Genomic DNA, 26,697 nt, shown 5'->3' on the forward strand with positions numbered 1-26,697 from the left:
GCCGGTGGGGGAAACGCGAACCGTCCATTGACATGGGATGAATGGGTCGCGTTCAAGGCCGCACAGGAGGAAAAAACGACTGGAGCAGGATCGGTCCTGTCTACGGCATTCGATGCGCCCTCGCAGGTAGCCAAAGCCTCAACGGGACTGACACAAGTTGTGCGCAGTGCCGCGAGTGCCAGCGAAGGAGATGGAGGCGCAGGACTTTTGGGGCTCATGGAAACGATGGCAGGTGCGTTGCCCGGAGGCAGTGACGATGTTTCGGACGATGATGACGCGACCCCGGAAGGCTCAACGCCACTTGGGGATGCGCAGTCGTTTACCTATTTGCCTGCTTCCACCGAGGGTGATGCATTCGACCTGGCGGGCATTCCAGATATGACCGGTGATCCGAACTCCTGGATCGAAAGCGGTCCTGGTATGAAGAAACAATGGCGCATGTTTGATTCCAACGGCAACGCAAGCGTTGATATAGACTTTGATGTGCATCACGGCCAGCCTAATCCGCATGCGCATAACTGGGAAGGAAATGCACGTGATCAGGGTTGGCCCGTTTCAATTCTTCCTTGGTGAGGCAAGCTGTGACAGATATTGATGCAACGCTCCACGCGTATGACTACTTTCATGATTGGTACATTTTTCGCATCGCGATACAAAATCAATTAGACATCAGTTGCCCCGATACATTGATTCTGAGTCTCAAGCTAGGTACGCGAACAGCTACGGTCACCTTTCAAGGCATGACTCGTTTGGGAATTGAGAATGGTGGGACCGTCAATATCGTGCTGTCGTTGGAGAGGGCACAGCCAAACACGGAAGTTGAATCGCTTGCACGGAATCTGTTGAAGCGCTCATTGCCGGGCAAAAGGGCAGCGCAGCATATTGTCTATCTACATCCCACCGCTGGCTTTGCAATCGCTGTCGAGTTCGATTCGATGCAGGTTCTGGAGGGTGCAGAGTGAAAGGAAAAAATCCAACTCGCGCGAGCGTTGTCCGCTGGGAGAAATTGCAATGGTCCGCGTGCAGCAACGCGTTAAGGGTCGTCGAGTAGGCAACAGGCACATTGCTCGGCGGCGGTAATAGTGATTCGGACGCCGGCGATACGGGAATCAACAAAGGTGGTACGTTTGGCAATGACTTGTTCAGTGCGAATTCAGGCGCCGACTCGACACAGCTCGGCGACGCACAGCCGTTCGACTATAGTGAGGATTCGAATGGAAATGATGCAGCATCAACAGTGCAGAGGGTATTGATCGCTAAGCATCCTGTAAAGCGGTGCGTTGTTGTAATGTGGTTTGAAGAGAAACAGGCACTCGTTTCGTACACGCTTGAGGAGGAGAAAGTGCTTTCGGCGACTGCGCGCCTCTTTCCGCTCGAAGTACCGGTGGCGAACTACAGCGACACGTTGGACGACGAATTCGCGTGGCGATTTGGTGGCGCAACGCTCAATCTTCTCGCTTTATCCAACCCTGGTTTGAAGCCTTATATCAAGGTCACTCAAGCCGATGATTGAGAATCTCGTCGCGCAACAGATCTCCCCGTATCATGCCTGCGGATCGTTCGTCGAACAGCCGCCGGCACTGGCGGCTGCATGACCGGCTCATGCGAACTACGACTTGGCAGGTTTCAATTCGCAGCCACCATTACTGTCGGCTGAAGCGCCGCTCGTCGGATTTTGAGCACGCGGCCCATCCACCGCGCCACGTTTGCAGCGCCTCAGAAGACCATAGCGCCGACCCATACGCGAAGTCGCGTTGATCGCGTTTATCCCCGTCAAATTCCGGTAATGATTTCACCGGCAATTTCGCCAGCATGCACTCTTCCCGTCTGTCGAGCACGCAATCGTGCGCTTCCCGCCGCAGCCCAATCTGGCCGTAGAACCGGGCATCAGTTACACCCCGTTATTCCCCCCAAGCGTCCTCAAGCTCTTCCACTGCCCCTGCTGCACCTCGAAGAGCGTATAAGGCGGCTTGATGAGGTCGCCGTGCGGATCGAACGCAATATTGCCCGTCACGCCCACCACCGTTACCTTCGGGAAGCTCGCGACGATCTTCGCGCGGTCGAGCGAGTCGGCGTCGCGAATCGCCTTGATCATGGCGAGCGCGGCGTCATAGGCGAACGGCGCATACAGTTCGACATCCTGATTGAATCGTGCCTTGTAGCGCTTCGCGAAAGCCTGCGCGGAAGGCAGCTTGTCGAGCGCCGGTCCCGGTTCGAGATCCTGCGTGCCTTCGCCAGCCGGGCCCGCGATCTGCAGGAAGGCATTGCTCTTCAACGCGCCCGCACCGAAGAGCCGCGCCGGCATGCCGAGCGTGCGCATCTGCTTGGCAAGCATCGCGCCTTGTTCATCGAGGCCGCCAAAGAAGATCACGTCGACGTTCTTCTGCTTCAGCGACGTGAGAATGGCGCGGAAGTCCACGGCTTTGTCGTTGGTGAATTCGCGGTCGACGATATTGCCGTTCGCCTCCTTCGCGCCCTTCTCGAACGCGTCGGCGAGCCCCTGGCCGAAGGCCGTGCGATCGTCGATGATGCCGATCCGCTTCGCCTTCAACTGCTCCACCGCGAACTTGCCCGCAATCACGCCCCCTATGCCGTCGTTGCCCATGGTGCGAAACACGTTCGCATAGCCCTGCTGGGTCAGCGCCGGGTTGGTGGAGCCCGGCGTGATCATGGCGACGTTCGCGTTGTGATAAACGGCTGAAGCGGGAATGCTGCAACCCGAGTTGTAGTGGCCGATCACGCCGACCACGCCGTCGTCCACGAGCTTTTGCGCCACCTGCACGGCCACGTGCGGGTCGGCCTGGTCGTCCTGCACGTCGAGCACGTACTTCACCGGTTTGCCCGCAATCACGGGGTGTTTGGCGTTCTCCTCGTCGATAGCGAGCTGCGCGCCGTACTGCAAGTCCTTGCCAACGCGCGCGACCGGGCCCGTGAGCGGACCTGCGAAGCCGATCTTCACCACCTCGGGGTCGGCCGCCTGCGCGGGGCCGTGCAAGCCCATCAGCCCGAGGGCCATCGTTAGTACGAGAGTGCGGCGGTTCATGATGCTCATCCTCACAGGGAGATTGTTGCGGTGGGTGTTACCTGGTTATGGCTGGAAAGTACCTGCAAATACGGTTAAAAACGGCGCGGACTATAAGGCGTGAGATCGAGGGGAGGCGCGCGTTGCGCAACGAGATCGGCAACCACGCTGCCCGTCACGCCGCCGAGCGTCACGCCCAGATGCTGATGCCCGAACGCGTAGATCACGCGCGGCGAGCGGCTCGACGCGCCCACCACGGGCAGCGCGTCGGGCAGGCTCGGCCTGAAGCCAAGCCAGTCGCTGTCCGGCTCCGGCAATCCGGGCAGCGCCTCCTGCGCGGAGCGCGTCAAAAGCCGCAGCAGGTCCGCGTTCTTACCCGCGCCGTTGGCCGCCAGCTCGACCGTGCCCGCTGCGCGAATGCCGCCGTCCATCGGCGTCATGTAGAAACCGCGTTCGGCCCAGCCGCACGGCCGCGAAATTCGGTTAGCGGTGCCAGGAAAGCGCACGTGATAGCCGCGCTCCACACCTAGCGGCAGCGCGTCGCCGCATTGGCGCGCGAGACGCCCCGAAAACGCGCCGGCGCACACAATGGCGTGTTCGGCGTCATGCGTCTCGCCCGCCGAATCGATCAGCTTCACCGCGTTTGCCGCAGGCGCCAGCGTCTCGACCGCCACGCGCCGGTGCACGAGCCCGCGCAGCGACAACATCGCATGCAAGGCCTGAAGAAAGCCGCGTGGATCGCTCAAAAACCAGCTGCCCTTGAAGAGCGTGCCTTGCGCGAAGAGCGGCGCGAGGCCCGGCTCCAGTTGCGCGATTTCGCTGCGCGCGAGCGTGTCGAACGCCACGCCTAGCGAGCGCCGCAACTCGAGCGCCGGCTGCGCGGCCTCGAACGACGCCGCGCTCGAATACAGGTAGAGGCATTCGCGTTCGCGCACGAAGGCCGCGAGCGTGTCGACGGCAAGCATTTCGCGGTAGCCGTCGAACGCGCGCGAGAGCAGTTGCGCGAGCGCATTCACACTGCCCGCGTAGCGGCGCGGCGTGGCGCTCAGCAGAAAGCGTGCGAGCCACGGCGTGAGCGTTGGCACGTCGCCCCAGCGAATGCGCAGCGGGCTCGTAGACGAAAACAGAAAGCGCGGGATGTTGCGAAACACGTCGGGGTTGTTCACGGGAATGCACGCGTAGTTCGCGAACGTGCCCGCGTTGCCATATGAGGCACCCTCGCCCGGCCCTTGCGCGTCGTACAGCGTCACGCTGTGCCCGTCGCGCATGAGCCAGTAAGCGCACGACAGCCCCACGAACCCCGCGCCAATGACAGCCACTTGCGACATTACTTCTTCCAGTTGGTTGCGGGCTCACGGAAATCTTCCACGTGAGTCCGTTTGCGCGTCAGCATGTAGGCCGCCGACACCACCGCCACGCTCGCGAGGCTCGCCATGAGCTGCCCCGAAAGCGCGTGATCGAAGCCCATCGCGCAGAGCACACCGGCAATGGCCGCCACCACGGCCCACGAAAGCCACGGAAAGAGCCACATCTTGAACGTGAGCCGTTCGGGCTCGGTTGCCTCGAGGCGCCGGCGAATCACGATCTGCGAGACGGCGATGGAGAAATACACGAACAGCATCACCGCGCCCGATGCGCTGACGAGATAGAGGAACACGCCCTGCGGCGAAACGATCGCCGCCACGATGGCCACGTAGCCGACAACGCTGCTCGCGAGCACGGCCAGACGCGGCACGCGGCTCTTCGAGAGCGTGAGCAGCGCGCGCGGCGCGTCGCGGCGTTCGGCAAGCCGGAACACAATGCGCGAGGACACATAGAGCCCGGAGTTCAGCGCCGAGAGCACCGCCACCAGCACGATTGCATTCATGATGTCCGCAGCGCCCGGAATATGCATGGTTTCGAGCGCGGCCACGAACGGCGAGTAGCCCACCTTGATGCTCGCCCACGGCACGATGCACGCAATCACGAAAAGCGAGCCGACATAGAAGGTGATCACGCGCAGGATGACCGAACGGGTCATCGAGGCGACGTTGCGGCCCGGGTCGTCGGATTCGGCCGCGGCAATGGTCGCGATCTCCGCGCCGCCCACAGCGAAGATCACGGTGGGCACGCCCGCGAAGATCGACATCGCGCCGAACGGCATGAAGCCGTGGTCGCCGCTCAGATTGTTCACGGTCTGGTGCCACGAGCTGAACCCGAACAGATAGCTCGCGCCCACCACGATGAATACGATGATGGCCGCGACCTTGATCGACGCGAACCAGTACTCGAATTCTCCATATGATTTCACCGAGAGCAGGTTCACGACCGTCATGAACGAGAGCAGCACGAGCCCGATCACCCACACTGGCGCGGGAATCCAGCGCTGCAGGATGCCCGCGCCCGCCACCGCTTCCACGGCCACCACGATCACCCAGAAGTACCAGTACAGCCAGCCGTTCGTGAAACCGGCCCAGTCGCCAAGACCAATGCGCGTGAACTCCGTGAACGAACCGACGCCCGGATGCGCGAGCGCCATCTCGCCGAGCATGCGCATGACGAACAGCACGACGATGCCCGCCAGCAGGTAGCTCAGGCAGGCAGCGGGCCCCATCGCGTTGATGGTGGCGCTGCTGCCGACGAACAGCCCCGCGCCGATGATGCCGCCGAGCGAAATCATCGTGACGTGCCGCTTGCGCAGCGAATGGCCGAGGGGTGTGGATGTTGCGCCTGAAGCGGGTGTGGATTGCCGGGATGCCACGAGACTGTCCTCCTGTAATACAGTGCGTGTTGCGCCGAGCTGCTGGCCGAACAAAACCTTGGATTCATACTCACACAATAATTTTTTGTGTGCAATTAAAAAGACTTTGTGTGGAGACCAGGAATTTCCCTGGCGAGTGATCTAACGCTTCAGGGCACGCGCAGCCAAACACTTGCCATATCTTGTGTTTTTGGGTTAAAGATGCAGCAGGGGCGCGGGTGATGTGCCTCAGTGCAGCGCGGTGATGTGGCAGACGATCGAGTTTTGTATGGAGTTACTACTTGCATGAAAGCCGACGATTACCAGACAAAAACGGATGAGAATATCCAGACAAAAGGTCGTCAAGCCACGTATCTGGAGGTCTCCCGCAATCTCGAGGAGCAGGTGCGCAGCGGTCAGTACCCGCCAGGCAGCCGCTTGCCGCCGCAGCGCGATCTGGCCGTGGAGCTGGGCATCAACGTTTCCACTGTTTCGCGCGCCTACAAGGAGTTGCAGGCGCGCGGGCTGATCGTTGCGAGCAAGCGGCGCGGCTCGATCGTCACCGGCGGCGCCATGCCGGCCGTTGGCGCCGCGGCGCAGCGAAGCGCGGAGGCGAACGGCGCCGAAGCGAGCGGCGTGGTCGACCTCACCGTCAACCGCCCGGCGACTGGCGAATTCCTCACGCAACTCGCCCGCACGATGGCGCAGATCTCGCGCGACCCGCGCTTTGCGGAAACTCAGGAATATCAGCCGCCCCAGGGCGCGGAATGGGCGCGCGCGGCGGGCGCGCAATGGATCGCCGCGCCTGGCTTCACGCCCTCGCCCGATAATCTCGTCGTGACGAGCGGCGCGCAGCACGGCCTCTACGCGGTCTTGAGCAGCCTGATGGGACACGAAGGCGTGATCCTCTCCGACAAGCTGACCTATTACGGCCTGAAAGCGCTCGCACCCGTATTCCAGTTCGAACTGGTCGGTATCCCAAGCGATGCCGAAGGCCTCCTGCCCGATCAGCTCGAAGACGCCTGCCGCCGCATGCCGGTGAAGGCGATCTTCACTGTGCCTAACCTGCAGAACCCGAGCGTGGTGACGATGAGCCTCGAGCGTCGCCTCGCGCTCGTGGAGATCGCGCGCCGGCACCATGTGGCGATCATCGAGGACGACGTGTACGGGCCGTTGCTGCGCAAGCGCCTGCCGACCATCGCGAGCCTGTGCCCGGAGCTGACCTTCCACGTGGCCTCTACGTCGAAGGTGCTCGCACCCGGGCTGCGCATTGGCTATCTGCACACGCCGCCGCATGGCGCGGCGCTCGCTGCCGAGGCCGTGCGCACGACGGCCTGGATGCCCGCGCCGCTCACCACGCTCATCACGACGCGCTGGATCGAGGACGGCACCGCGCACCTCATACTCGAAGCGCAGCGTGCGGAGCTGCAGGCACGGCAAGCGCTCGCGCTCGAAATCTTGCCGCGCGACCTGCTCAATAGCGACCCGGCGTGCATGTTCGTCTGGTTGCGCGTGCCGGCCCCGTGGCGTTCCGACGACTTCGCCGCCAACGCGCTGGCGCGCGGCGTGAACACCATGCCCGCCTCGGCGTTCGCCGTGGACCGCTCGACGCTCGAGCACGGCGTACGTATCAACCTCGCGTGTGCAACCTCGCGGGAGCAACTCGCGCGCGCACTGAAGGTCCTCGCGCGCACGCTGCAGGACCGGCCGCGCGCGCTCTTCGGCACGATCTAACCCGCACTCGCATTTCCCCCAATGCGCTAGCGCCGGTGGGCTCGCCTCTGGCGTGAGCCCGTCGATTATCCGCACGACCATCCGCAATTTCTGCCGCTGCGGGTGGTCTTGCTGCCGCCTGAATCGGTCATATCGTCTGCGATGTTAGGCAACGACATTGCACGCCATCTGCTAGCTGGTGGACTTCACATCCATCTGCGGGGCGTTCGCGCACATTCGGCTGGCATGAAGCCATTCAGGTACTAGAATGCATGGGTGCAGTCGATGCAATGGCGGTCAGTTGAGCAGGAACGTTCGGCAGTTTTGATGTTTCGAGTTCGTCATTGGAGGCATGCTCATGACGTGCCTGAACGAAAAGATTGTCGGTGCAGCCTTTTTTATGCTGAGCGGTTATGCGTTCGCTCAGAGCACCGGCTTGAACGCTCCCGAAACCATGACGGTCGCCAATATCCCGTCAATGCCTATGGAAGTGATTCCAGCACTGCCACCGGAACCCCAGGCGTATCTGCACCGGTACGAAATGGAATACCAGGCGAATCAGCCCAAGCCGTTTTACGCGCAAGTCGAAAGTTTTTATAGCGCGCCGGTGGTACCGGAGAAATACCATTACGACTTCGTAAAGTCCGCGCCCGGGAGCAGTGACGGCGTGCAGCAAGCTGCGCGGCCGAGTTCCGATTATCTGCAGATGGGCCCTTCTACGGCGCCCCAGATTTCAATTCTTCAAGTGCCCGACGGCACGCTGAACATTGGCGCGCAACCTCAACGCAGGCTCTCGCTGACCATGGACGAGTGGGTGTTTTCCGCCACCGCGCGCGTCGCCATTCTTCATTCGCATAGCACGGGCGCAACGGTTACGGTTCGGCGCGGCTTCTGAACGCGCGTATTGAAATGATCCGGCGAATTGGGAAAGTCGCTTAAAACGGCATAATCATCCCAACGCCGGATGAATCGTTAATCGCATCAATAATAGGCTCAACGTGCACATTTCAGGAACGGCGCATGCTGCAAGGCATCGCGTGCCGAACCTCGCCTTGCCCGATGAATCCTCCAGATACAACCGGGACGACCGATAAACCCGCCATCATCGAAACCACGTTGCCCGCGCGCCTCGACCGCTTGCCGTGGGGGCGCTTTCACGTGCTCATCGTCGTGGCGCTGGGCGTCACCTGGCTGCTCGACGGTCTCGAAGTCACGCTGGCCGGCGCCGTAGCGAGTGCGCTAAAAACGAGCCCGGTGCTGCATCTGGACAACGCGCAGGTGGGACTCGCGGGCAGCGCGTATATCGCGGGCGCGGTGTGCGGCGCGCTCGGCTTCGGCTGGCTCACGGACCGGCTGGGGCGCCGCAAACTCTTCTTCATCACGCTCGCGGTGTATCTGCTCGCCACCGCCGCGACTGCGTTCTCGTGGAGCTTCGCGAGCTTCGTGGCTTTTCGCGCCATCACGGGCGCGGGCATCGGCGGCGAGTACGCGGCCATCAATTCGACGATTCAGGAGTTCACGCCCGCGCGCGTGCGCGGCTGGACCGACCTCAGCATCAATGGCACGTTCTGGGTCGGCGCGGCCATTGGCGCGGCGGGCTCGCTCGTGCTGCTCGACCCGCACCTGCTGCCCGCCGACTGGGGCTGGCGCGTGTGTTTCTTGATTGGCGCGGTGCTCGCGCTCATCATCTTGCCCATGCGCCGCTGGATTCCCGAAAGCCCGCGCTGGCTCCTCACGCATGGCGAGCACGACGAAGCAAAGCGGATCGTGAAGACCATCGAAACGCGCTTTCGCGACGCGGGCCATACGCTGAAAGATCCACCCGACGCCCCGCTGCGTTTGCATGCGCGCAGTCACACGCCGCTACGCGCGGTGTTCCACGCCATCTTCGTGCGGCACCGCCGCCGCGCGCTGGTGGGTCTTTCGCTCATGACGGCCCAGGCCTTCTTCTACAACGCCATTTTCTTTACTTACGCGCTCGTGCTCACGGAGTTCTATCACGTGCCGGGCGGCGACGTGGGCCTCTATCTGCTGCCGTTCGCGCTCGGCAACTTCCTCGGTCCGCTCGTGCTGGGGCGTTTGTTCGACGTGATCGGACGGCGCACGATGATCGCCGCGACCTATGCGCTCTCGGGCGTGCTGCTCACGGTGAGCGGGTGGCTCTTCGAGCAGGGCATGCTCACGGCGACGATGCAAACCGTCGCGTGGATGGTGATTTTCTTTTTCGCCTCGGCCGCCGCCAGTTCCGCCTATCTCACCGTGAGCGAATCGTTTCCGCTGGAGATTCGGGCCCTTGCGATCGCCGTGTTCTATGCGTTCGGCACGGCGTTGGGCGGCATCATCGGCCCGGCATTCTTCGGACGACTGATCGATACGCATCAGCGCAGCGAAGTGTTCACGGGCTACGTGGTGGGATCGGCGCTCATGCTCGGCGCGGCGCTCGTCGCTGCGGTCTGGGGCGTGGACGCGGAGCGCAAGTCGCTCGAGCATGTGGCCGCGCCGCTTTCGGCGGTGGGAGAGGAGTGAGTCGATCAACCGTTGGCACCGATTCGGCCGGCAACGGAAATACGGCGCGCTATCATGCGTCCTCGCCGTCCGCCCTCCTTCGAATCATGAATATCCGGTTTCTCGAAACATTTATCTGGCTAGCGCGCCTGCAAAATTTCCGCCTCACCGCGGAAAAGCTCCACACCACGCAGGCGGCGGTGTCGAGCCGTATCGCGGCGCTGGAGGAGAGCTTCGAGGTGCGCCTGTTCGACCGCAATTCGCGCTCGGCCACGCTCACGCCCGCGGGCCGCAAGATGCTCGCGTACGCCGAGCGCATCGTGAATCTCGGCGAGGAGATGCGCCGCGAAGTCGAGGACGCGAGCGGCGGCGGCGGCCTCATTCGCATCGGCGTGGTCGAGTCGATCGTGCATAGCTGGTTTCCCGCGGTGATGGCGCGCGTGCGCGAGCGCTTTCCACATCTGGAGATCGAGGTCACGAGCGACACCACGATTCACCTCACACAATTGCTGCGCGCCGACGCCGTCGATCTGATCCTGCAAACGCACGCGCTGGGCGACCGCGAATTCGCCGACGTGCCGCTGTGCGAGTTCCCCATGCGCTGGGTGGCCAGCCCCACGCTCGGGCTTTCGGGCCAACGCGTCGATCTTGCGCGGCTCGCCGAATTTCCCATCCTCAGCTTCTCGCGCAATTCGGGACCGCATATCGCGCTCGAACGCGAGTTCGCACGCGCGGTCGAGCGCCCGGTGCGCATCAACTGCATTAGTTCCGTGGCGGCGATGATCCGCCTCGTGGCAGACGCCTTCGGCGTGGCGGTGCTGCCGCCCGCCATCATCCAGCGCGAGCTGCGCGAAGGCGCGCTCGAAGTGCTCGACGTGGAAAGCGGCTTCGTGCCGCTGCCGCTCGTGGCGAGCTACCGTCTGCAGAGCCAGCCGCTGCCCGCGCGTATCGCCGAACTCGCGGCCGAACAGGCGCAAGCGTTCGTGCTCGCTTTGGGGCCGGAGCTGGATGGCGCAACGCCGGCTGTATCCGCCAGCACCGCGCGCCGCCCGAAAGCCCCGGCCCGCGCGGCAGGGGTTGCCAAACCCGCGGCGAAAACCGCGCGCCAGCGCCCGGCAAAACCGGCCCGCGCCGCCAGTGACAAAAACAAGCGATAAAAAAACCTGTTCACTGCGTATTTTTTTTCTTGTTGGACCGAAGCGGCCCGTGCTCGCCAAACTGCGTCTATCCGATACAACGTATGCGCAGGAAGAACCGATGAGCACGACACAGAACGCCCAGCCCGGCCAGCTTTGCATCTGGACCGACACCGACCCGCACGCCGAAGCCGACTTCAACGCCTGGTACGATCGCGAGCACATGCAGGAACGCGTCGGCATTCGCGGCTTTCGCCATGCGCGCCGCTTCCTCGCCAACGACGGCCACGCGCGCCGCTATCTCGCGCTCTACGTGACGGAATCGCTCGATGTGTTCCGCAGCGACGCCTACCGCCAGGCCTTCACCGTGCAGACCGACTGGTCGCTGCGCAACTTCGCGCGCATGAACGATACGCAGCGCCGCGTGGGCGAGCTTGCATTCGAAGCGGGTGAAGGCGAAGGCGCGCACGTCGCGATCTTCGTGGCCGCGCCGCAAGCGCTCGCCGCCGCAACCTGGCGCGATGCGGCCGACGCCGCCACGCACGCGCCCGGCGTTCACGCGGTGCGCGTGTTCCGCACCGAGGGCACGCTTTCCTCGCCGCTTGCGACCGGCGGCGCTGCGGGCACGGCGCGCGCCGTGCAAGAAGACGCGGTCGTGTTCGTGGAAGGCAGTTCGAACGCTGCAGCGCGCGCCGCCGCCGAACAGCTCGCGCAAGCCGCGGGCGTGGCGCGCGAGACGGTGCGCAGCTTCGACATGCTCTGGCGCCTCGCGGCGTGACACAGCAGTAGCCCCAGGCGCTTCACGCCCAACGACTATGGAGAATCCGATGAACTCTCTCGCTCAAGCCCCGGCGATCGGCCGCACCCGCACCGGACGCGGCCGCCTTGCGAGCGCCAGCATGATCGGCACGTCGCTCGAATGGTATGACTTCACCGTCTACAACACGCTTGCCGCGCTGGTTTTCAATCATCTGTTCTTCCCTTCGGTCGACCCGCTCGCGGGCACGCTGCTCGCGTTCTCGACCTATGCCGTGGGCTACGTGTCGCGGCCGCTCGGCGGCTTCATCTTCGGTAATCTCGGCGACCGCATGGGCAGGCGCGCCGTGCTCATGCTCACGCTCGTGCTCATGGGCATCACCACCGCGCTGATGGGCGTGCTGCCCACCTACGCCACGGCCGGCATCCTGAGCCCCATGCTGCTCGTCGCGCTGCGCTTCGTGCAGGGCATCGCGCTAGGCGGCGAATGGGCGGGCGCGGTGCTGCTCGCGGTTGAGCACGGCGACCAGAAAAAGCGCGGCCTGAACGCTTCGTGGGCACAAGTCGGGCCCTCGTTCGGCACGCTGCTCGGCACGGGCTTCATCGCGTTCATCACGATTTCCGTGTCGTCCGATGCGTTCCTCTCGTGGGGCTGGCGCGTGCCGTTCCTCGCGAGCCTGCTGCTCGTGCTGTTCGGCATCTGGGTGCGCAGCAGCGTTGGCGAAACGCCGCAATTCGAAAAGCTGAACGAAGCGCACGCCACCGCGGAAGTGCCCGTGCTCGAAGTGTTCTCGCAGCACTGGCGGCGCCTCATCGTGGCGGGCGGCGCGCGTATCGGCTCCGACGTGCTGTACGCGCTGCTCGTCGTGTTCACGCTCACCTATGTGACCACGGTGCTCAACCTCTCGCGCTCCCTCGCGCTCACCGCCGTGCTCGCGGGCACCGCCTGCAACGCCCTTGCCGTGCCGTTCTTCGGCGCGCTCTCCGACCGTTTCGGGCGGCGTCCCGTGTACCTCGGCGGCGTGATCGCAGCCATGGTCTGGGCATTCGGCTTCTTCATGCTGATGAACACCTCGCAGCCCGCGCTGATCGTGCTCGCCGTGATGATCGGCCTCGTGATTCACGCGGTGATGTACGGCCCGCAAGCCGCCTTCGTCACCGAGCAGTTCCCGACCCGCGTGCGTTATGCCGGCTCCTCGCTCGCCTATACGCTCGCCGGGATTCTCGGCGGCGGCTTCGCACCGCTCATCATCGTCGCGCTGTTTCGCACCTGGCACAGCACGGCAGCCGTCTCGCTCTATGTGAGCGGCGCGCTCATCGTCACCGGCATCGCGCTGATCGCCGCCCGCGAAACCGCGCATCGCCCGCTGCAGGACTGATCTCCGCTTTTCCTCCCGGCGCGCGCAGCCAGTGCGCCGGGTGCGTCCTCCCCCTTTCGAACTGCCATCATGACCACGCTTTCCTTCACCGTCCTTCCGGCCGGCGGCGCAGCCACGCCGCTTTCGATCGATATCGACACGCTGGTGATCGCCGGCTGGGCCGGCCGCGACGCTCACGCGATCCAGCATCACATCGACGAACTCGCCGCGCTCGGCGTGGCGCCGCCTTCGAGCACGCCGCTCTTCTACCGCGTGGGTGCGGAGCAACTGAACCAGGCCGAAACCGTGGACGTGCTCGGCACGCACACGAGCGGCGAGATCGAGTGCGTGCTCGTGGCGAGCCCGCTCGGCACGCTTGTGACGATCGGCTCCGATCACACCGACCGCAAAGCGGAGGCCTACAGCGTGGCGGTATCCAAGCAGGTGTGCCCGAAGCCGCTGGGCCGCGAGGCGTGGCGCTACGAAGACGTGGCGGGCCACTGGGACCGCCTGACGATGCGCGCCACGCTCGTTGCCGCGACCGGCGAAACGCGCGCCTACCAGAGCGGCGCCGTGGACGGCCTGCTGCCGCCCGCCGACCTGTGGCGCCGCTATACGGAAACGGGCGCATTGCCGCCCGGCAGCGCGATGTACAGCGGCACGCTCGCCGTGAACGGCGAGATGGCGGCGATGGAGTCGGGCGACGCGTTCGAGCTGGAACTGCACGACCCGGTGCTCGAACGCAGCCTGCGCGCGCGTTACGCGGTTCGCGCGCTGCCGGTTGTGGCATAAGCGGTCGCCTGAGCGGTGGTCTGAGCACTCATCCTTTTCCTCGTACACGCGCAACGAAACCCATGTCATACAATCCTGCCACGCGCCTCTCCCAACTCGCCGCCGATCTCGACGCGGCCCGCACGACGAGCCGCGCGCTCGTGGAAACCGCGCTGGAGCGCATTGCCGCCGAAGGCGGCAACGGCGGCCACGCGTTCATCGCCCTCGACGCCGAACGCACGCGGCGCGAGGCCGACGCCCAGGACGCGCTGCGCCGCGCGGGCGTGCGGCTTTCACCGCTCGCGGGCCTGCCGGTGTCCATCAAAGACCTGTTCGACGTGGCGGGCGAGCCCACGCGCGCGGGTTCGCGCGTGCTCGACGACGCCCCACCCGCCACCTTCGACGCGCCCGCCGTGGCGCGTCTGCGCCGCGCCGGGGCCGTCCCGCTCGGGCGCACCAACATGAGCGAATTCGCGTTCTCTGGGCTCGGCCTCAACCCGTGGCGCGGCACGCCGCGCTCGCCGTGGCGTGACGGCGACGGGGCACGCGTGGCGGGCGGCTCGTCGTCGGGCGCGGCGGCCTCGGTGGCGGGTGGCATGGCCGCGGCCGGACTTGGCAGCGACACGGGCGGCTCGTTGCGCATTCCCGCCGCGTTCTGCGGCCTCACCGGCTTCAAGCCCACGGCCCGGCGCGTGCCGACGGCCGGCGTGTTCCCGCTTTCGACCACGCTCGACTCAATCGGCGCCATCGCCCCGAGCGTGGCGTGCTGCGCGCTGGTGGACCGTGTGCTCGCGGGCCTGGCAACGGACGCAAACGCCGCGGACGTACGCACCGCCGAGCCCAAGGGCCTGCGCCTTGCGGTCCTTGCGAACTACGTGACCGAAGGCATGGACGCGCATGTCGCGCGCACGTGGGAAGCCACGCTCACGCGCCTCTCGCGTGCTGGCATGCAGATCACGCCGCTGACCCTGCCGCTGCTGGAGACGCTGCCCGCCATCAACCGCTTCGGCTTCTCGCCGATCGAGGCCTTTGCCACGCACCGCAGCCGTCTGCCTGCACACGCGCAGCGCTACGACCCACGCGTGCTCGCGCGCATCCGTCTGGGCGAAACGGCGAGCGCCGCCGACTACCTCGACCTGCTTGCCGCGCGCGCCGCCGCAATCGCACAGGCGCGCGCCGCGCTCGCGGGTTTCGACGCCTTCCTCATGCCGACCGTGCCCATCGTGCCGCCGACAATCGCGGCGCTCGAAGCCGACCCGGCGCACTTCGCGGCCACGAACGCGCTCGTGCTGCGCAATCCTTCGTTGGTGAACTTCCTCGATGGCTGCGCCGTGTCGCTGCCGTGCGCGCCGCGCGGCGAGGCGCCCGTGGGCTTGAGCGTGGCGGGACTCGCCGACAGCGACGCGCACGTGCTGAGCGTGGCCGCCGCGATCGAAAGCGTGCTGCGGAGCGTGAACGGGGCCTGATGCGTCTCACTCCGATCGGCTAAGATACGGCTCCGCATACGCCATCTATCGAACCAACGGAGTGTTTTCAGTGATTCAGGCAATTCAACCGGGCGCCGTCTTCAAGGACAATCTCGCACTGCTGCCGGGCATCGACGGCATCGAGCGCATCGATCTCGTGGACGCTCAGGGCGTTGTCGCCGCTAGCATCGAGAACAAGCCCGGCAAGCAGGGCTCGCTCGCGGTCTACCACTACCTGCGCGAAGCCTTCGGCACGCTCGACGCCAACGCCGCCGAGCATGGCCTCGCCGTGTTCGCAGAGCACACCGCCGACGCGCGCAACCGTCCGGGCGCGCACCCGAACGTCGATCGTCTGCTGGAAATCGCAGCGGGCGGCCCGGCGCTGCGCATCGACGTGATCGCCGCAGCCTGAGCGTTGCCTTACGAGGCGTGCCGGCCGGCACGCCTCATCCCCTTCTGCCTCACGCCGAAAGCTCTTCGAGCCGCACGCCATTCGTGCGCGGCCCAAATCCGCCGATGGAAATCATCACCGCGAGCATGCACACGGTGATGCCGGCGAACACACCGCTCACGCCAAAATCGCGCAGCAACGCGGCGATGATAAAACCCGACATCATGGCGCCCACGCGGCTTGCGGAATAAACGATGCCATTGGCGCTGCAACGCACGGCCGTGGGAAAAAGCTCGGCCTGGTACGCGTGATAGCACACGGAAATGGTTTGCCCCGCGAGACTGATCAGGACACCGAGCGAAATGAGCGCAAGCGGCCCGCGTGCCTGCGCGAACAGCAACCCGAACACGACCACCGCGAAAGCCGAGCCGACGATGAGCCACTTGCGCTCGATGCGATCGGCCACGAGCATCGCGAGCAACGGCCCGCACGGCAGCGCAATGGCGATCACGACCGCATACAGCAGGCTCTTCGTGACGGTCACGCCTTGCCCGATCAGGAGCGTGGGCACCCAGTTGGCGAATCCGTAGTAGCCCACCGCCTGGCACAGATTGAACGCGATCAGCATGATGAGGCGCGCGCGGTACGGCGGTTTCCACAGCTCCGCAAGCGAAGTGCGCCGATGCGCGGGCAGCACGAGCGTGGGAGAAGGCTCGGGCAACGCCTGGCCGCTCTCGCGCACGGCGCGCTGCTCCATCTGCGCGATCACGCGTTCGGCCGCCTCCGTTTGACCGTGCGTAACGAGCCAGCGCGGGCTTTCCGGCACGGCGCGGCGCACGAACCACACAATCGCCGCACCGAGCGAACCGGCAAGCACGACCCAGCGCCAGCCATCCAGACCGAACGGCGCCAGCGGCACTAGCCACCACGAAAGCAGCGCTGAAATGGGCGCGGCTGAGAACATGATCGCCTGATTCAAGGCCATCGCACGCCCGCGCATTTGCTGCGGGACCATCTCCGTGACGTAGCTGTCGATGGTGACGATCTCGATGCCCACGCCGATGCCCGTGATGAAGCGCCACAGGATCAGCCCCTGCGACGTATGCTGGAATGCCATCGCCACCGAGCCCGCCGAATACCACAGCAGCGAAAATGTGAATACGCTTCGTCGTCCAAATTTATCCGGTAGCCAGCCGAAACAGAACGTGCCGACGAAAAGACCCGCAAACGTCGCGGCCACGAACGCGCCTATGCCGTTGAAGCCGAAAAACGCGTGCGTGGTGGTTTGCAGCATGCCGCTTTTGGCCATGCCCGGTGCGATATACCCTGTGAAGATGAGATCGTAGACCTCGAAGAAGCCACCCAGCGATATCAGCATCACCAGCATCCAGAGCTGGCGCGTGGCGGGCAGGCGGTCGAGCCTGGCGGAAAGCGCGGCCGCCGCGCGATTGCCCACGGGTGGGGCCGTGACGGCGTCGAGCGGATCGTCCGCCCCGAGGATTCGTTGCATGCTTGTCTCCGTGACGACGCCTCGCTGGGCGTCTTTCTTGTGAATGCCGGGCCTGCTTGCTCAGGTCGCCGCGCGTGACTTCAGTCCTGCCAGCACCTCCTCGGTGTGCTCGCCCACCTTCGCGAGCGGCTGACGCACGCCGGGACGGCGGCCGCCCATCATGAGCGGCAGCAGCACGACTTCGGTCGTGCCGCCGTCGTCGGTCTGCATCGGCACGAGTCCGCCGCTCGCCTTGAGGTGCGGATCGTCGAGCAACTGATCGGGGCGCACGATCGGCGCGTAGGGAATGCCTGCCGCTTCGAGGCGCGGCATGAGTTCGGCGACCTGCTGCGTGGCCAACACTGCGCCCAGGCGTTCGAGCAGTTCAGGCCGCACGGCCACGCGCAGGGCGTTGTTCGCGAAGCGAGGCTCGTCGGCAAGCTGCGGGCAGCCGATTACGTCGCACAACGTCACGAACTGCTTGTCGCTTACCGCGCCGATGAAAAGCTGCTCGCCCTCAGCGAGCGTGAACACGTCGTACACGCTCCAGGCCGACACGCGCGACGGCATGGGCGGCGGCGCTTCGTGCGTCATGGCGTATTGCTGCATGTGCTGCGCGCTCAGGAACACACAGTTCTCGAACAACGCGCTTTGCACCTCCTGGCCACGGCCGGTGGTGTCGCGCTCGCGCAGCGCGGCCAGCACGCCAATCGCGCCGAACATGCCACCCATGATGTCGTTCACCGAGGTGCCCGCGCGCAGCGGCCGCCCCGCGGGCCCGGTCATATAGGAGAGGCCGCCCATCATCTGCACGACTTCGTCAAGCGCGAGACGCTTTTCATAGGGGCCCGGCAAGAAGCCCTTGTGCGAGACATAGATGAGGCGCGGGTAACGCTGCGAGAGCGTCGCGTAATCCAGGCCGAGCTTTTCCATGAGGCCGGGCCGGAAGTTTTCGAGCATCACGTCGCACTCGCCGATCAACTCCACGGCCGCCGAGCGCCCCGCTTCGGTGTTGATGTCGAGCACCACACTCTTCTTGTTGCGGTTGAACGAGCGGAAAAAGCCGATGCCGAGGCCCGGCAGGTTGCGCGTCTTGTCGCCGCCTGGCGGTTCGATCTTGATGACTTCGGCGCCGAGGTCCGCGAGGATCATCCCGCAGGTGGGGCCCATGACCATGTGCGTGAATTCGACCACACGCACGCCTTCGAGTGGCAACCGGGTTTGCGTATTCATAAGGAATTCCAATCAATCAGGCGTGATGCGCGGTTGCGCCAAAAGTCTTCGGCAGGCCGGCGCGCCAGAGCGTGCCGTGCAGCGTTTCGCCCTCCAGCCACGCGGCCACGCGCGCGCGCAGCGCGAGCAACCGTTCGATGTCGATGCCCGTTTCGATGCCCATGTCCGCGAGCATGAACGCGAGGTCTTCGCTCGACGCGTTGCCGCTTGCGCCCGGCGCATGCGGGCAGCCGCCGATGCCGCCAAGCGTGGCGTCGAAGCGCGTCACGCCCGCCTGCAGCGCGGCATAGACGTTGGCGAGCGCGAGGCCGCGCGTGTCGTGAAAATGCGCGCAGCACATACGCTCGCCCGCGATTTCGCGCGCGGCCTCGAAGAGTGCTCGCACAGCGGCGGGGTTGGCGTAGCCCACGGTGTCGGCGAGGCTCACGCGGTCCGCGCCCGCGTCGAGCAGCGCCTGCATGCAGCGCAGCACCTCGGCAGGCTCGACGCGCCCCTGCAGCGTGCAGCCGAAGGCCGTGCCGATGCCGCCTTCGATCAGCGTCTTCGCGCCGCTGGCGTCGCGCGCGGCGCGCATGCGCGCCACCTCGGCCACCACTTCACCGGGCGTTTTGCGCAGGTTCGCAAGGCTATGCGCTTCGCTCGCCGAAAGCGGCACGAGCATGAGGTCCGCTTGCGCTTCCAGCGCTCGCTCGGCGCCCTTCAAGTTCGGCACGAGCACCGAGACGAAGAGGTCCGGCAGCGTTTTCGCGTAAGCGACGAGTTCCGCCGTATCGGCGAGTTGCGGCAAGAGGCGCGCGGGCACGAACGAGCCCACTTCGATCTCGCGCTGACCGGCTTCGTATGCCGCGCGTATCCACGCGATCTTGTGCTCGGTAGGCAGCACGGTCTGGATGCTCTGCAGGCCGTCGCGCAGGCCGACCTCGCGTATTACGCCGCGCCGTGGTAATGGGGGCATGAAGGTGTCTCCGTTTTTGTCTCCAGCGATGTGCTAACTTTAGGCATTCCGCAAAATACATAAAGCGGTATTTTGGAAGCTTCAAGATTCCAATCTGGAAACACACAAAATGCCGTAAGGAGACATCGTGCACGACATCGACCTCAAGACCCTGCGCCTTCTCGTGAGCGTGTGCGAGCACGGCAACATGGGACGTGCGGCGCGCGAGGAGCATATCGAGCCCTCCGCCATCAGCAAGCGCATTGCCCAGCTCGAAAGCGAATTCGGCGTGCCGCTGCTCACGCGCTCGCGCCGCGGCGTGCAGCCCACCGCGGCGGGCCTCGCGCTGCTCGAACATGCGCGCAGCGTGATCTTCACGCTCGAGCGCGCGGCCAGCGACGTCGCCGCGCTCGGCAGCGGCCTCTCGGGCAGCGTAAGCGTGTGCGCCTCGGCCTCCGCAATCGCCGAAGCGCTGCTCGACGACCTCGCGTCGTTCATGCGCCTGCCCGCGTACAAGAACATTCGCGTGAACGTGGAGGAGCGCACGTCGCACGAACTCGTGCAACGTGTGCGCGACGGCGCGGCCTCGCTAGGCGTGTGCTGGGACAACGTCGAACTCGGGGGCCTGCAATCGCGCCCCTGGCGTGAAGACCGCCTCGTGCTCGCCGTGCATCCCGAGCACCCGCTTGCGAAACGCCGCACCATCGCCTTCGAGGAGACGCTCGATTACGAGCACGTGGGCCTGCCGCCCTCCACCGCCGTGCATACGATGCTGCGGCAGTCGGCGGCGCGCAGCGGGCGCACGGTCGCCTATCGCGCGGTGGTGTCGACACTCGACGCGGCGTTTCGCGTAGTGGCCGCCAATCTCGGCATCAGCGTCGTGCCCGAGGAGGTGAGCCACACCTACCGGCGCATCATGGACGTGCACACCATTGCCTTGACCGATGCCTGGGCGCGGCGGCGTTTCATCGTCTGCTTTCGCGCGTTCGACGCGCTGCAGCCCGCGGCGCAGCGCATGGTCGAGCATCTCGTGGAGCGGGCGGCTCAGAAGAAACGCGGTGCGAAGCGCACGGCCTGAGCGCCCGCCTCAAGCCGCCTCTTTCTTCGTGCGCTTGCGCCCGCTCGCGCGCTCGGGCGCTTTCATCTGCGCAATCAACCCATCGTGATGCGCGCGCAGTACTTCGACGAACTCCGCCACCAGACGCTCGCGCGGCCGGTTCGGCGGAAATAGCAGGTACGTGGGGAACATCACCGCCGGCGAGAACGGCCGGATGGCAATGTCCGGCCCTGCGAAATCGCGCGCGACGATGGGATGCGCGAGCGTCACGCCCATGCCGCAGCGGACCATCTCGCAGCAAATTGCCGTGTACTGCGCCTCGATGGCAAGGACGCGCTCGACCCCGGCACGCTGGAATATTTCGTCCATTTGCGTGCGCGTGCCGTCGCCGTGACACAGCGAGATGAACGACTCGCCCTCCAGATCGGCGGGCCGGATCATGGCCTTTTTCGCGAGCGAATGTGAAGCCGGCATCACGCAAACGGCCGCGACCTTCGAGAGCAATTCCACCTCGCAATTCGACGCCTCGCTGATGTACACGGCCACACCCAGATCGCAAAACTGCGAACCGGTCCAGTGGTTCACCGTGCCCGAGGTGTTCACGTGCAGCGAGACCGTCACGCCCGGAAACAGGCGGCGAAACTTGTCGATGGCGTGCGGCACGAGCGTGAGCCCCGCAGAAGGCATCGCGGCGATACGCAGGCGTCCGCTGCCGAGATTGCGGATTTGCGCGGCGGCATTGCTGAGTCCTTGCAGGCCCACATACGCCCGCTCGACTTCGCGAAAAAACGCGTTGCCCTCGCTCGTGGGAATGAGGCGGATGCCCACGCGCTGAAACAGCGTGAGCCCGGTCTCGCGCTCCAGTTGCCCGATCAGGCGGCTCACGTTGGGCTGCGAGGTGTAAAGCGCTTTCGCGGCGGCCGTCATCGAGCCCGACACCATCACCGCGCGAAACGCCTCGACGTGCTTCAGATTCAAGGCAGATCTCCTGGGCTTAACCCTGATTCACACGCCAGGGCCTAACCCTGGTCCATATCATTACCGTATAGGTTGGCATTTTATTCGTATTGGACGATATGGCCAGCCCGGCACAGACTGCGATGCATCGGCGCACTGTCCGGTTCGCCGCTCCCCACAATCGAATGGAGATCGTCGTCATGAAAGCCGCGATGCGCCGTCGTTCAACCTTCCTGCCTAAAACCGCGCTCGCCGCCCTCGCGCTCGCGGCGGCCTCGCTAGCCCAGGCCGAAACCACGCTGTACGTCGCCAACGTCGGCGGCTCCAACGAGCAGCTTTATCGTCAGAAGATCATCCCGGCGTTCGAAAAGGCGCATGACGTCAAGATCGTCTATGTGGCGGGCAATTCGAGCGACACGCTCGCGAAACTCCAGGCGCAAAAGGGCCACGAGCAGATCAACGTCGCCGTGATGGACGACGGCCCGATGTACCAGGCAATGCAACTCGGCCTGTGCGGCAAGCTCGACGACGCGCCCGTCATGAAGGACCTCTACCCGCTCGCACACATTGGCCCGACCGCCGTGGGCGTGGGGATGGTGGCGACCGGCATCGGCTATAACGAACAGGCGTTCAAAAAGCTCGGCCTGCCCGCGCCGGACTCGTGGAAGTCGCTCGAAGACGCGCGCGTGAAAGGCAAGCTCGGCGTGCCGCCGATCACCAACACCTACGGCCTGCACACGCTCGTCATGCTCGCGCGCCTGAACGGCGGCGGCGAAAAGGACATCGACCCCGGCTTCAAGGCGATGACGAAACAGGTCGCGCCCAATGTGCTTTCGTGGGCGCCCACGCCCGGCGAAATGGACGGCCTCATGCAGTCGGGCGACGTGATCATCGCCCCCTACGGCAGCGGCCGCGCGGTGGCGCTGCAGAACACGGGTTTCCCGCTCAAGTTCATCTACCCGAAGGAAGGCGGCGTGGCGCTGCAGGTGGCCGCGTGCTCCATTGCGCAGAACGCGCAGCCGCAGCTCTCGCAACAGTTCATCCAGTTCCTGCTGAGCCCGGAAGTGCAGGCGCAGCAGGCAGCGGACATCGGCCTTGGCCCCGTCAACAAGACCGTCAAGCTCACGTCGGAAGTGGCCGCGCGCGTGCCCTATGGTCCTGACCAGATCTCAAAGCTCACGGCCATGGACTGGAGCACCATCAACGAGCATCGCACCGAGTGGACCGAGCGCTGGAACCGTTCGGTCGAGCGCTGATGCGCGCGCTCCCTGCCCCGCACCCACCGCACGTGATCAGCGAGGACCCACGCTCATGAGCTTCCTCACCCTGCAAGGCATCTCGAAGCGCTATGGCGACTTCACGGCGATCGAGCAGCTCGACCTCACGGTCGCGCGCGGCGAGTTTCTCTCGCTGCTCGGTCCCTCGGGCTGCGGCAAGACGACGACACTGCAGATGATCGCGGGCTTCGTCACGCCGAGCACGGGCCGCATCACGCTAGACGGCCGCGACATCACGCACGAGCGGCCCGAAAAACGCGGCATCGGCGTGGTGTTTCAAAGCTATGCGCTCTTTCCGCACATGACCGTGGCCGGCAACGTGGGCTTCGGTCTGGAGATGCAGAAGATGAAGCGCGCGCAACGCGCCGAGCGCATTGCCGAGGCGCTGGACCTCGTGCGCCTGCGCGGGCTCGACGCGCGCTACCCGAAAGAGCTTTCGGGCGGCCAGCGCCAACGTGTGGCGATTGCTCGCGCACTGGCCATGCAGCCCGAACTGCTGCTGCTCGACGAGCCGATGTCGAATCTCGACGCCAAGCTGCGAGAAGAGATGCATATCGAGTTGCGCGCGATCCAGAAGCGCCTTGGCATCACGACTATTCTCGTGACCCACGACCAGGTGGAAGCGATGACGATGAGCGACCGCATTGCGGTCATGCATCGCGGCACGATCGCGCAGTTGAGCACACCGTTCGACGCGTACGAGCGCCCGGCCACGCCGTTCGCTTCGACCTTCCTTGGCCGCACCAATACGCTGGAAGGCGAAGTCCTGCGCCGCAACCTGCGCTGCGCCGAGGTCGAGGTAGGCGGCACGATGCTGCACGTGCCCCACGAAGGCCGCGAGGTCGCGGGCGCCGTGAACGTCTATATCCGCCCCGAAAAAGTGCGTCTCGCCAATGGCGACGCGCGCCTCACAGGCCGCGTGAGCACGCGCGTGTTCGTCGGCAATCAGTGGCTGCTCGCCGTCGAGACCGAGCTTGGCAAGCTGCATATCGCGCAACCCAATCACGGTGCGCCGCCGCCCGATGAGGGCCACGAAGTCGGACTCGCGTGGACCGACGACGATCTGCGCGTGCTCACGCGGGAGGGCGCCCATGGCAACGCTTGACGACTCGCGCGCGGGCGCCGCGCCTTGGCTGCTCTCCGCGCCCGCGCTGCTGCTGTTTCTCGCGCTGCTGCTGGTGCCGCTGCTGCTCACCTTCGTGCTCTCGTTTCATGTGTTCAGCGATCTTGCGGGCGTGCAACGCGGCTGGACCGTTACGAATTACCTGGAGGTCCTGAGCGATCCGTACTACGGTGAAATCTTCCTGCGCACTGCGGGCCTGGCGTTCGCCGTCACACTGCTTTCCATCGTGCTCGGCGTGCCGGAAACGCTGGTGCTCGCGCGCATGCGGCGTCCATGGCAATCCGTTTGTCTGTTGATCGTGCTCGGCCCGCTGTTGATTTCCGTGGTCGTGCGCACGCTCGGCTGGCAAATCCTGCTGGGCAATAACGGCGTGCTCAACAACGCACTCCAGGCGCTGCACATCACCGACGAGCCCATTCGCCTCGTCTTCACCATGACCGGCACGATCATCGCGCTCACGCACGTGCTCGTGCCGTTCATGGTGATGTCGGTCTGGGCGACGCTGCAAAAGCTCGATCCGCAGGTGGAATGGGCCGGCCGCTCGCTCGGCGCCTCGCCGCTGCGCGTGTTCCGCCGCGTGATCCTGCCGCAGATCATGCCGGGCGTGCTCTCGGGTTCGATCATCGTGTTCGCGCTCTCGGCCTCCGCGTTCGCTACGCCTGCGCTGATCGGCGGGCGGCGGCTGAAGGTCGTCGCCACGGCTGCTTACGACGAGTTCCTCGGTACGCTGAACTGGCCACTGGGCGCGAGCATTGCCGTGCTGCTGCTGATCGCCAACGTGGCAATCGTGATGGGCTGCAGCCGTCTCGCCGAGCGCCGCTTCAAGCACATCTTCGACTAACGGGGCTCGACATGAAACGCAACGGATTCCTCGGGCTCGCGTTCAACGCGCTCTTTCTCGCCTTCATGCTCGCGCCGATCGTCGTGGTGCTGCTCGTGGCCTTCACGGACAAGGGCTATATCTCGATGCCGTTCGACGGTGCCTCGCTGCGCTGGTTTCGCGCGATCCTGCAGAACGGCGACATTGTCGCCGCGTTCTGGCTTTCGGTGCGCCTCGCGTTCGCGGCGGCCACCATCGGCGTGGCGCTCGCGGTGCCCGCCGCGCTCGCCATCGCGCGCTACCGCTTTGCAGGCCGCGGCGCGCTGGTGAGCTTCTTCCTCTCGCCGATGATGATCCCCGCCGTGGTGCTCGGCATTGCGTTCCTGCGCTTTCTTTCACTGCTCAACCTGAACGGTTCCTTCTGGGCACTCGTCGCCGCGCACGTGGTGATCGTGCTGCCGTATGCGCTGCGCCTCGCGCTTTCTTCGGCGGTCGGCCTCGATCGCGACGCCGAGCGTGCCGCCCTTTCGTGCGGGGCGAGTCGCTTCACGGCGTTCCGCCGCGTCGTGCTGCCGATGATCCGCACGGGCGTAGCGGGCGGCTGGGTGCTGTCGTTCATCCAGAGCTTCGATGAACTGACCATGACGATTTTCGTCGCGACGCCCGGCACCACCACACTGCCCGTCGCCATGTACAACCAGATCGCGCAAACGATCGATCCGCTCGTCACTTCGGTGTCGGCGGTGCTGATCGTCGGCACGATCCTGCTGATGCTGCTGCTCGACCGCATGGTCGGGCTGGACCGCATCCTGATCGGAGAAGCCCGATGACACAACACTCCTCCACGAGCCCCGACGTGCTCGTGATCGGCGGCGGCCTCGTCGGCTCCGCCGTGGCCTACGGCCTCGCTCGTGAAGGCGCGCGCGTGACCGTGCTTGACGAGGACGACGGCGGCTTTCGCGCCTCGCGCGGCAATTTCGGCCTCGTCTGGATTCAGGGCAAAGGTTACGGCCTTTCGCCGTACGCGCGCTGGTCGCGCAGTTCGGCGCAGCGCTGGCCACTTCTCGCGCAAAGCCTCGCCGACGAAGCGCGCGTGGACGTCGCGCTGCGACAGCCCGGCGGCTTTCATATCTGCTTCTCGGACGAAGAACTCGCCGAACGCCTTAAACGGCTCTCCACCTTGCAGGCCGAGATCGGCGATTATCCGTTCGAACTGCTAAATAATCGAGAGCTGCGCGAGCGGCTTCCGGGCATCGGCCCCGAGGTCGCGGGCGCAAGCTATACGCCGATGGATGGCCACGTCAACCCGCTCAAGCTGCTGCGTGCATTGCATGTCGCGATGCAACGGCGCGGCGTGCGGCTCGTCTCCGGCGAGCGCGCCGAGCGCGTTGTAGCCGGAACCAGCGGCTTCAGCGTGCAGGGCCGGCGCGGCGTGTACCACGCGGCGCGCGTCGTGCTCGCAGCGGGGCTCGGCAATCGCACGCTCGCGCCGCACGTGGGCCTGAATGCGCCCGTTGCGCCCAATCGCGGCCAGGTGCTCGTGAGCGAGCGCGTCGAACCGTTTCTGCGCTACCCGACCATCAACGTGCGGCAGACCGACGAAGGCACGGTGCAGTTCGGCGACTCGATGGAAGAGGCCGGCTTCAACGACTTCACCACTACGCCGATCCTGCGCCAGATTGCGGCGCGCGGCGTGCGCGCGTTTCCCATGCTGGCCCATGTGCGGCTCGTGCGCATGTGGGCCGCGCTGCGCGTGTACAGCCCCGATGGCTTTCCGATCTACGACCAGTCGGAGGCGCATCCGGGGGCCTTCGTCGTCACTTGCCATAGCGGCGTGACGCTCGCTGCGGCCCACGCGCTGCGGATCGCCCCGTGGATTCTGGGCGCGCCAATGCCCGCCGAACTCCCCGCCTTCTCCGCAAACCGCTTCGCAACCGATGCGGCTGCCGAACCGATCCTTGCTCACTGAC

Annotated in this window: 24 protein-coding genes and 1 pseudogene; 18 read left to right on the top strand and 7 right to left on the bottom strand. The window is 65.2% G+C overall.

The window, feature by feature from the left end; genetic code table 11:
- From U5A52_RS37480 to U5A52_RS37490, 3 genes and pseudogenes are all read left to right on the top strand, one after another.
- A pseudogene (locus U5A52_RS37480) lies at positions 1-573 on the top strand (hypothetical protein); the annotation flags it as partial.
- Between the two features lie 8 nt (positions 574-581).
- The gene (locus tag U5A52_RS37485) at positions 582-962 is read left to right on the top strand and encodes a hypothetical protein (protein ID WP_321939113.1); all 381 of its coding nucleotides are present in this window, start codon (positions 582-584) and stop codon (positions 960-962) included.
- A 101-nt stretch (positions 963-1,063) separates the two neighbouring features.
- A complete protein-coding gene (locus U5A52_RS37490) occupies positions 1,064-1,513 on the top strand; it encodes a hypothetical protein (protein ID WP_321939115.1) in 450 nt (149 codons plus the stop codon).
- A 378-nt stretch (positions 1,514-1,891) separates the two neighbouring features.
- Here U5A52_RS37490 and U5A52_RS37495 read toward each other — a convergent pair whose 3' ends face one another.
- The 3 genes from U5A52_RS37495 to U5A52_RS37505 form a co-directional block, all read right to left on the bottom strand.
- A complete protein-coding gene (locus U5A52_RS37495) occupies positions 1,892-3,043 on the bottom strand; it encodes a branched-chain amino acid ABC transporter substrate-binding protein (RefSeq protein ID WP_321914939.1) in 1,152 nt (383 codons plus the stop codon).
- Positions 3,044-3,117: 74 nt separating this feature from the next.
- On the bottom strand, positions 3,118-4,350 hold the full coding sequence (locus U5A52_RS37500) for an FAD-binding oxidoreductase (RefSeq protein ID WP_321939116.1): 1,233 nt from the start codon (positions 4,348-4,350) through the stop codon (positions 3,118-3,120).
- Complete coding sequence (locus U5A52_RS37505) at positions 4,350-5,681, bottom strand: amino acid permease (protein ID WP_321939194.1); 1,332 nt, start codon at positions 5,679-5,681, stop codon at positions 4,350-4,352. Before U5A52_RS37505 ends, U5A52_RS37500 begins: the two co-directional genes overlap by 1 nt.
- 366 nt (positions 5,682-6,047) lie before the next feature.
- Between U5A52_RS37505 and U5A52_RS37510 the strand changes: the two genes are divergently transcribed.
- The 9 genes from U5A52_RS37510 (at position 6,048) to U5A52_RS37550 (ending at position 15,858) form a co-directional block, all read left to right on the top strand.
- The gene (locus U5A52_RS37510) at positions 6,048-7,475 is read left to right on the top strand and encodes a PLP-dependent aminotransferase family protein (RefSeq protein WP_321939117.1); all 1,428 of its coding nucleotides are present in this window, start codon (positions 6,048-6,050) and stop codon (positions 7,473-7,475) included.
- A gap of 337 nt (positions 7,476-7,812) precedes the next feature.
- Entirely contained in the window at positions 7,813-8,349 is a 537-nt protein-coding gene (locus U5A52_RS37515) for a hypothetical protein (protein WP_321939119.1), read from the top strand.
- A gap of 164 nt (positions 8,350-8,513) precedes the next feature.
- Entirely contained in the window at positions 8,514-9,980 is a 1,467-nt protein-coding gene (locus U5A52_RS37520) for an MFS transporter (protein WP_321915089.1), read from the top strand.
- Between the two features lie 86 nt (positions 9,981-10,066).
- Entirely contained in the window at positions 10,067-11,116 is a 1,050-nt protein-coding gene (locus U5A52_RS37525) for a LysR family transcriptional regulator (RefSeq protein ID WP_321939121.1), read from the top strand.
- 100 nt (positions 11,117-11,216) lie between these two features.
- Positions 11,217-11,873, top strand: coding sequence for a DUF4286 family protein (locus tag U5A52_RS37530; protein ID WP_321914944.1), 657 nt, complete (start codon positions 11,217-11,219; stop codon positions 11,871-11,873).
- A 49-nt stretch (positions 11,874-11,922) separates the two neighbouring features.
- On the top strand, positions 11,923-13,230 hold the full coding sequence (locus U5A52_RS37535; protein ID WP_415774113.1) for an MFS transporter: 1,308 nt from the start codon (positions 11,923-11,925) through the stop codon (positions 13,228-13,230).
- Between the two features lie 69 nt (positions 13,231-13,299).
- The gene (locus tag U5A52_RS37540; RefSeq protein WP_321914946.1) at positions 13,300-14,001 is read left to right on the top strand and encodes a DUF2848 domain-containing protein; all 702 of its coding nucleotides are present in this window, start codon (positions 13,300-13,302) and stop codon (positions 13,999-14,001) included.
- A gap of 62 nt (positions 14,002-14,063) precedes the next feature.
- On the top strand, positions 14,064-15,446 hold the full coding sequence (locus U5A52_RS37545) for an amidase (protein WP_321939123.1): 1,383 nt from the start codon (positions 14,064-14,066) through the stop codon (positions 15,444-15,446).
- A 73-nt stretch (positions 15,447-15,519) separates the two neighbouring features.
- A complete protein-coding gene (locus U5A52_RS37550; protein ID WP_321915090.1) occupies positions 15,520-15,858 on the top strand; it encodes a DUF2322 family protein in 339 nt (112 codons plus the stop codon).
- A gap of 49 nt (positions 15,859-15,907) precedes the next feature.
- On the opposite strand, the gene U5A52_RS37555 is transcribed toward U5A52_RS37550, so the two are convergent.
- The 3 genes from U5A52_RS37555 to U5A52_RS37565 are packed head-to-tail and all read right to left on the bottom strand — an operon-like array spanning position 15,908 to position 19,514.
- A complete protein-coding gene (locus tag U5A52_RS37555) occupies positions 15,908-17,347 on the bottom strand; it encodes an MFS transporter (RefSeq protein ID WP_321939125.1) in 1,440 nt (479 codons plus the stop codon).
- Positions 17,348-17,407: 60 nt separating this feature from the next.
- Complete coding sequence (locus U5A52_RS37560) at positions 17,408-18,559, bottom strand: CaiB/BaiF CoA-transferase family protein (protein ID WP_321939127.1); 1,152 nt, start codon at positions 18,557-18,559, stop codon at positions 17,408-17,410.
- A gap of 16 nt (positions 18,560-18,575) precedes the next feature.
- Complete coding sequence (locus U5A52_RS37565; protein ID WP_321939129.1) at positions 18,576-19,514, bottom strand: hydroxymethylglutaryl-CoA lyase; 939 nt, start codon at positions 19,512-19,514, stop codon at positions 18,576-18,578.
- 127 nt (positions 19,515-19,641) lie between these two features.
- Here U5A52_RS37565 and U5A52_RS37570 point away from each other — a divergent pair, with 127 nt between their 5' ends.
- Positions 19,642-20,571: a LysR family transcriptional regulator gene (locus U5A52_RS37570; protein ID WP_321939131.1), complete on the top strand. Its 930-nt coding sequence runs from the start codon at positions 19,642-19,644 to the stop codon at positions 20,569-20,571.
- Positions 20,572-20,580: 9 nt separating this feature from the next.
- Here the strand turns inward: U5A52_RS37570 and U5A52_RS37575 are convergent, their stop codons facing one another.
- Entirely contained in the window at positions 20,581-21,528 is a 948-nt protein-coding gene (locus tag U5A52_RS37575; RefSeq protein WP_321914954.1) for a LysR substrate-binding domain-containing protein, read from the bottom strand.
- Between the two features lie 179 nt (positions 21,529-21,707).
- On the opposite strand from U5A52_RS37575, the gene U5A52_RS37580 reads away from it, so the two are divergent.
- From U5A52_RS37580 to U5A52_RS37600, 5 genes are read left to right on the top strand one after another with little or no spacing between them, the layout of a single operon-like run.
- Positions 21,708-22,763: an ABC transporter substrate-binding protein gene (locus U5A52_RS37580; protein ID WP_321914956.1), complete on the top strand. Its 1,056-nt coding sequence runs from the start codon at positions 21,708-21,710 to the stop codon at positions 22,761-22,763.
- A 55-nt stretch (positions 22,764-22,818) separates the two neighbouring features.
- Entirely contained in the window at positions 22,819-23,889 is a 1,071-nt protein-coding gene (locus U5A52_RS37585; protein WP_321914957.1) for an ABC transporter ATP-binding protein, read from the top strand.
- Complete coding sequence (locus tag U5A52_RS37590; protein WP_321914959.1) at positions 23,876-24,748, top strand: ABC transporter permease; 873 nt, start codon at positions 23,876-23,878, stop codon at positions 24,746-24,748. Before U5A52_RS37585 ends, U5A52_RS37590 begins: the two co-directional genes overlap by 14 nt.
- Positions 24,749-24,759: 11 nt before the next feature.
- Positions 24,760-25,557, top strand: coding sequence for an ABC transporter permease (locus U5A52_RS37595; protein WP_321914960.1), 798 nt, complete (start codon positions 24,760-24,762; stop codon positions 25,555-25,557).
- The gene (locus tag U5A52_RS37600; protein ID WP_321939133.1) at positions 25,554-26,696 is read left to right on the top strand and encodes an FAD-dependent oxidoreductase; all 1,143 of its coding nucleotides are present in this window, start codon (positions 25,554-25,556) and stop codon (positions 26,694-26,696) included. Before U5A52_RS37595 ends, U5A52_RS37600 begins: the two co-directional genes overlap by 4 nt.
- Position 26,697 lies beyond the last annotated feature (1 nt).

It is taken from the genome of Paraburkholderia sp. J8-2, from assembly GCF_905220195.1.
GTDB lineage: Bacteria > Pseudomonadota > Gammaproteobacteria > Burkholderiales > Burkholderiaceae > Paraburkholderia.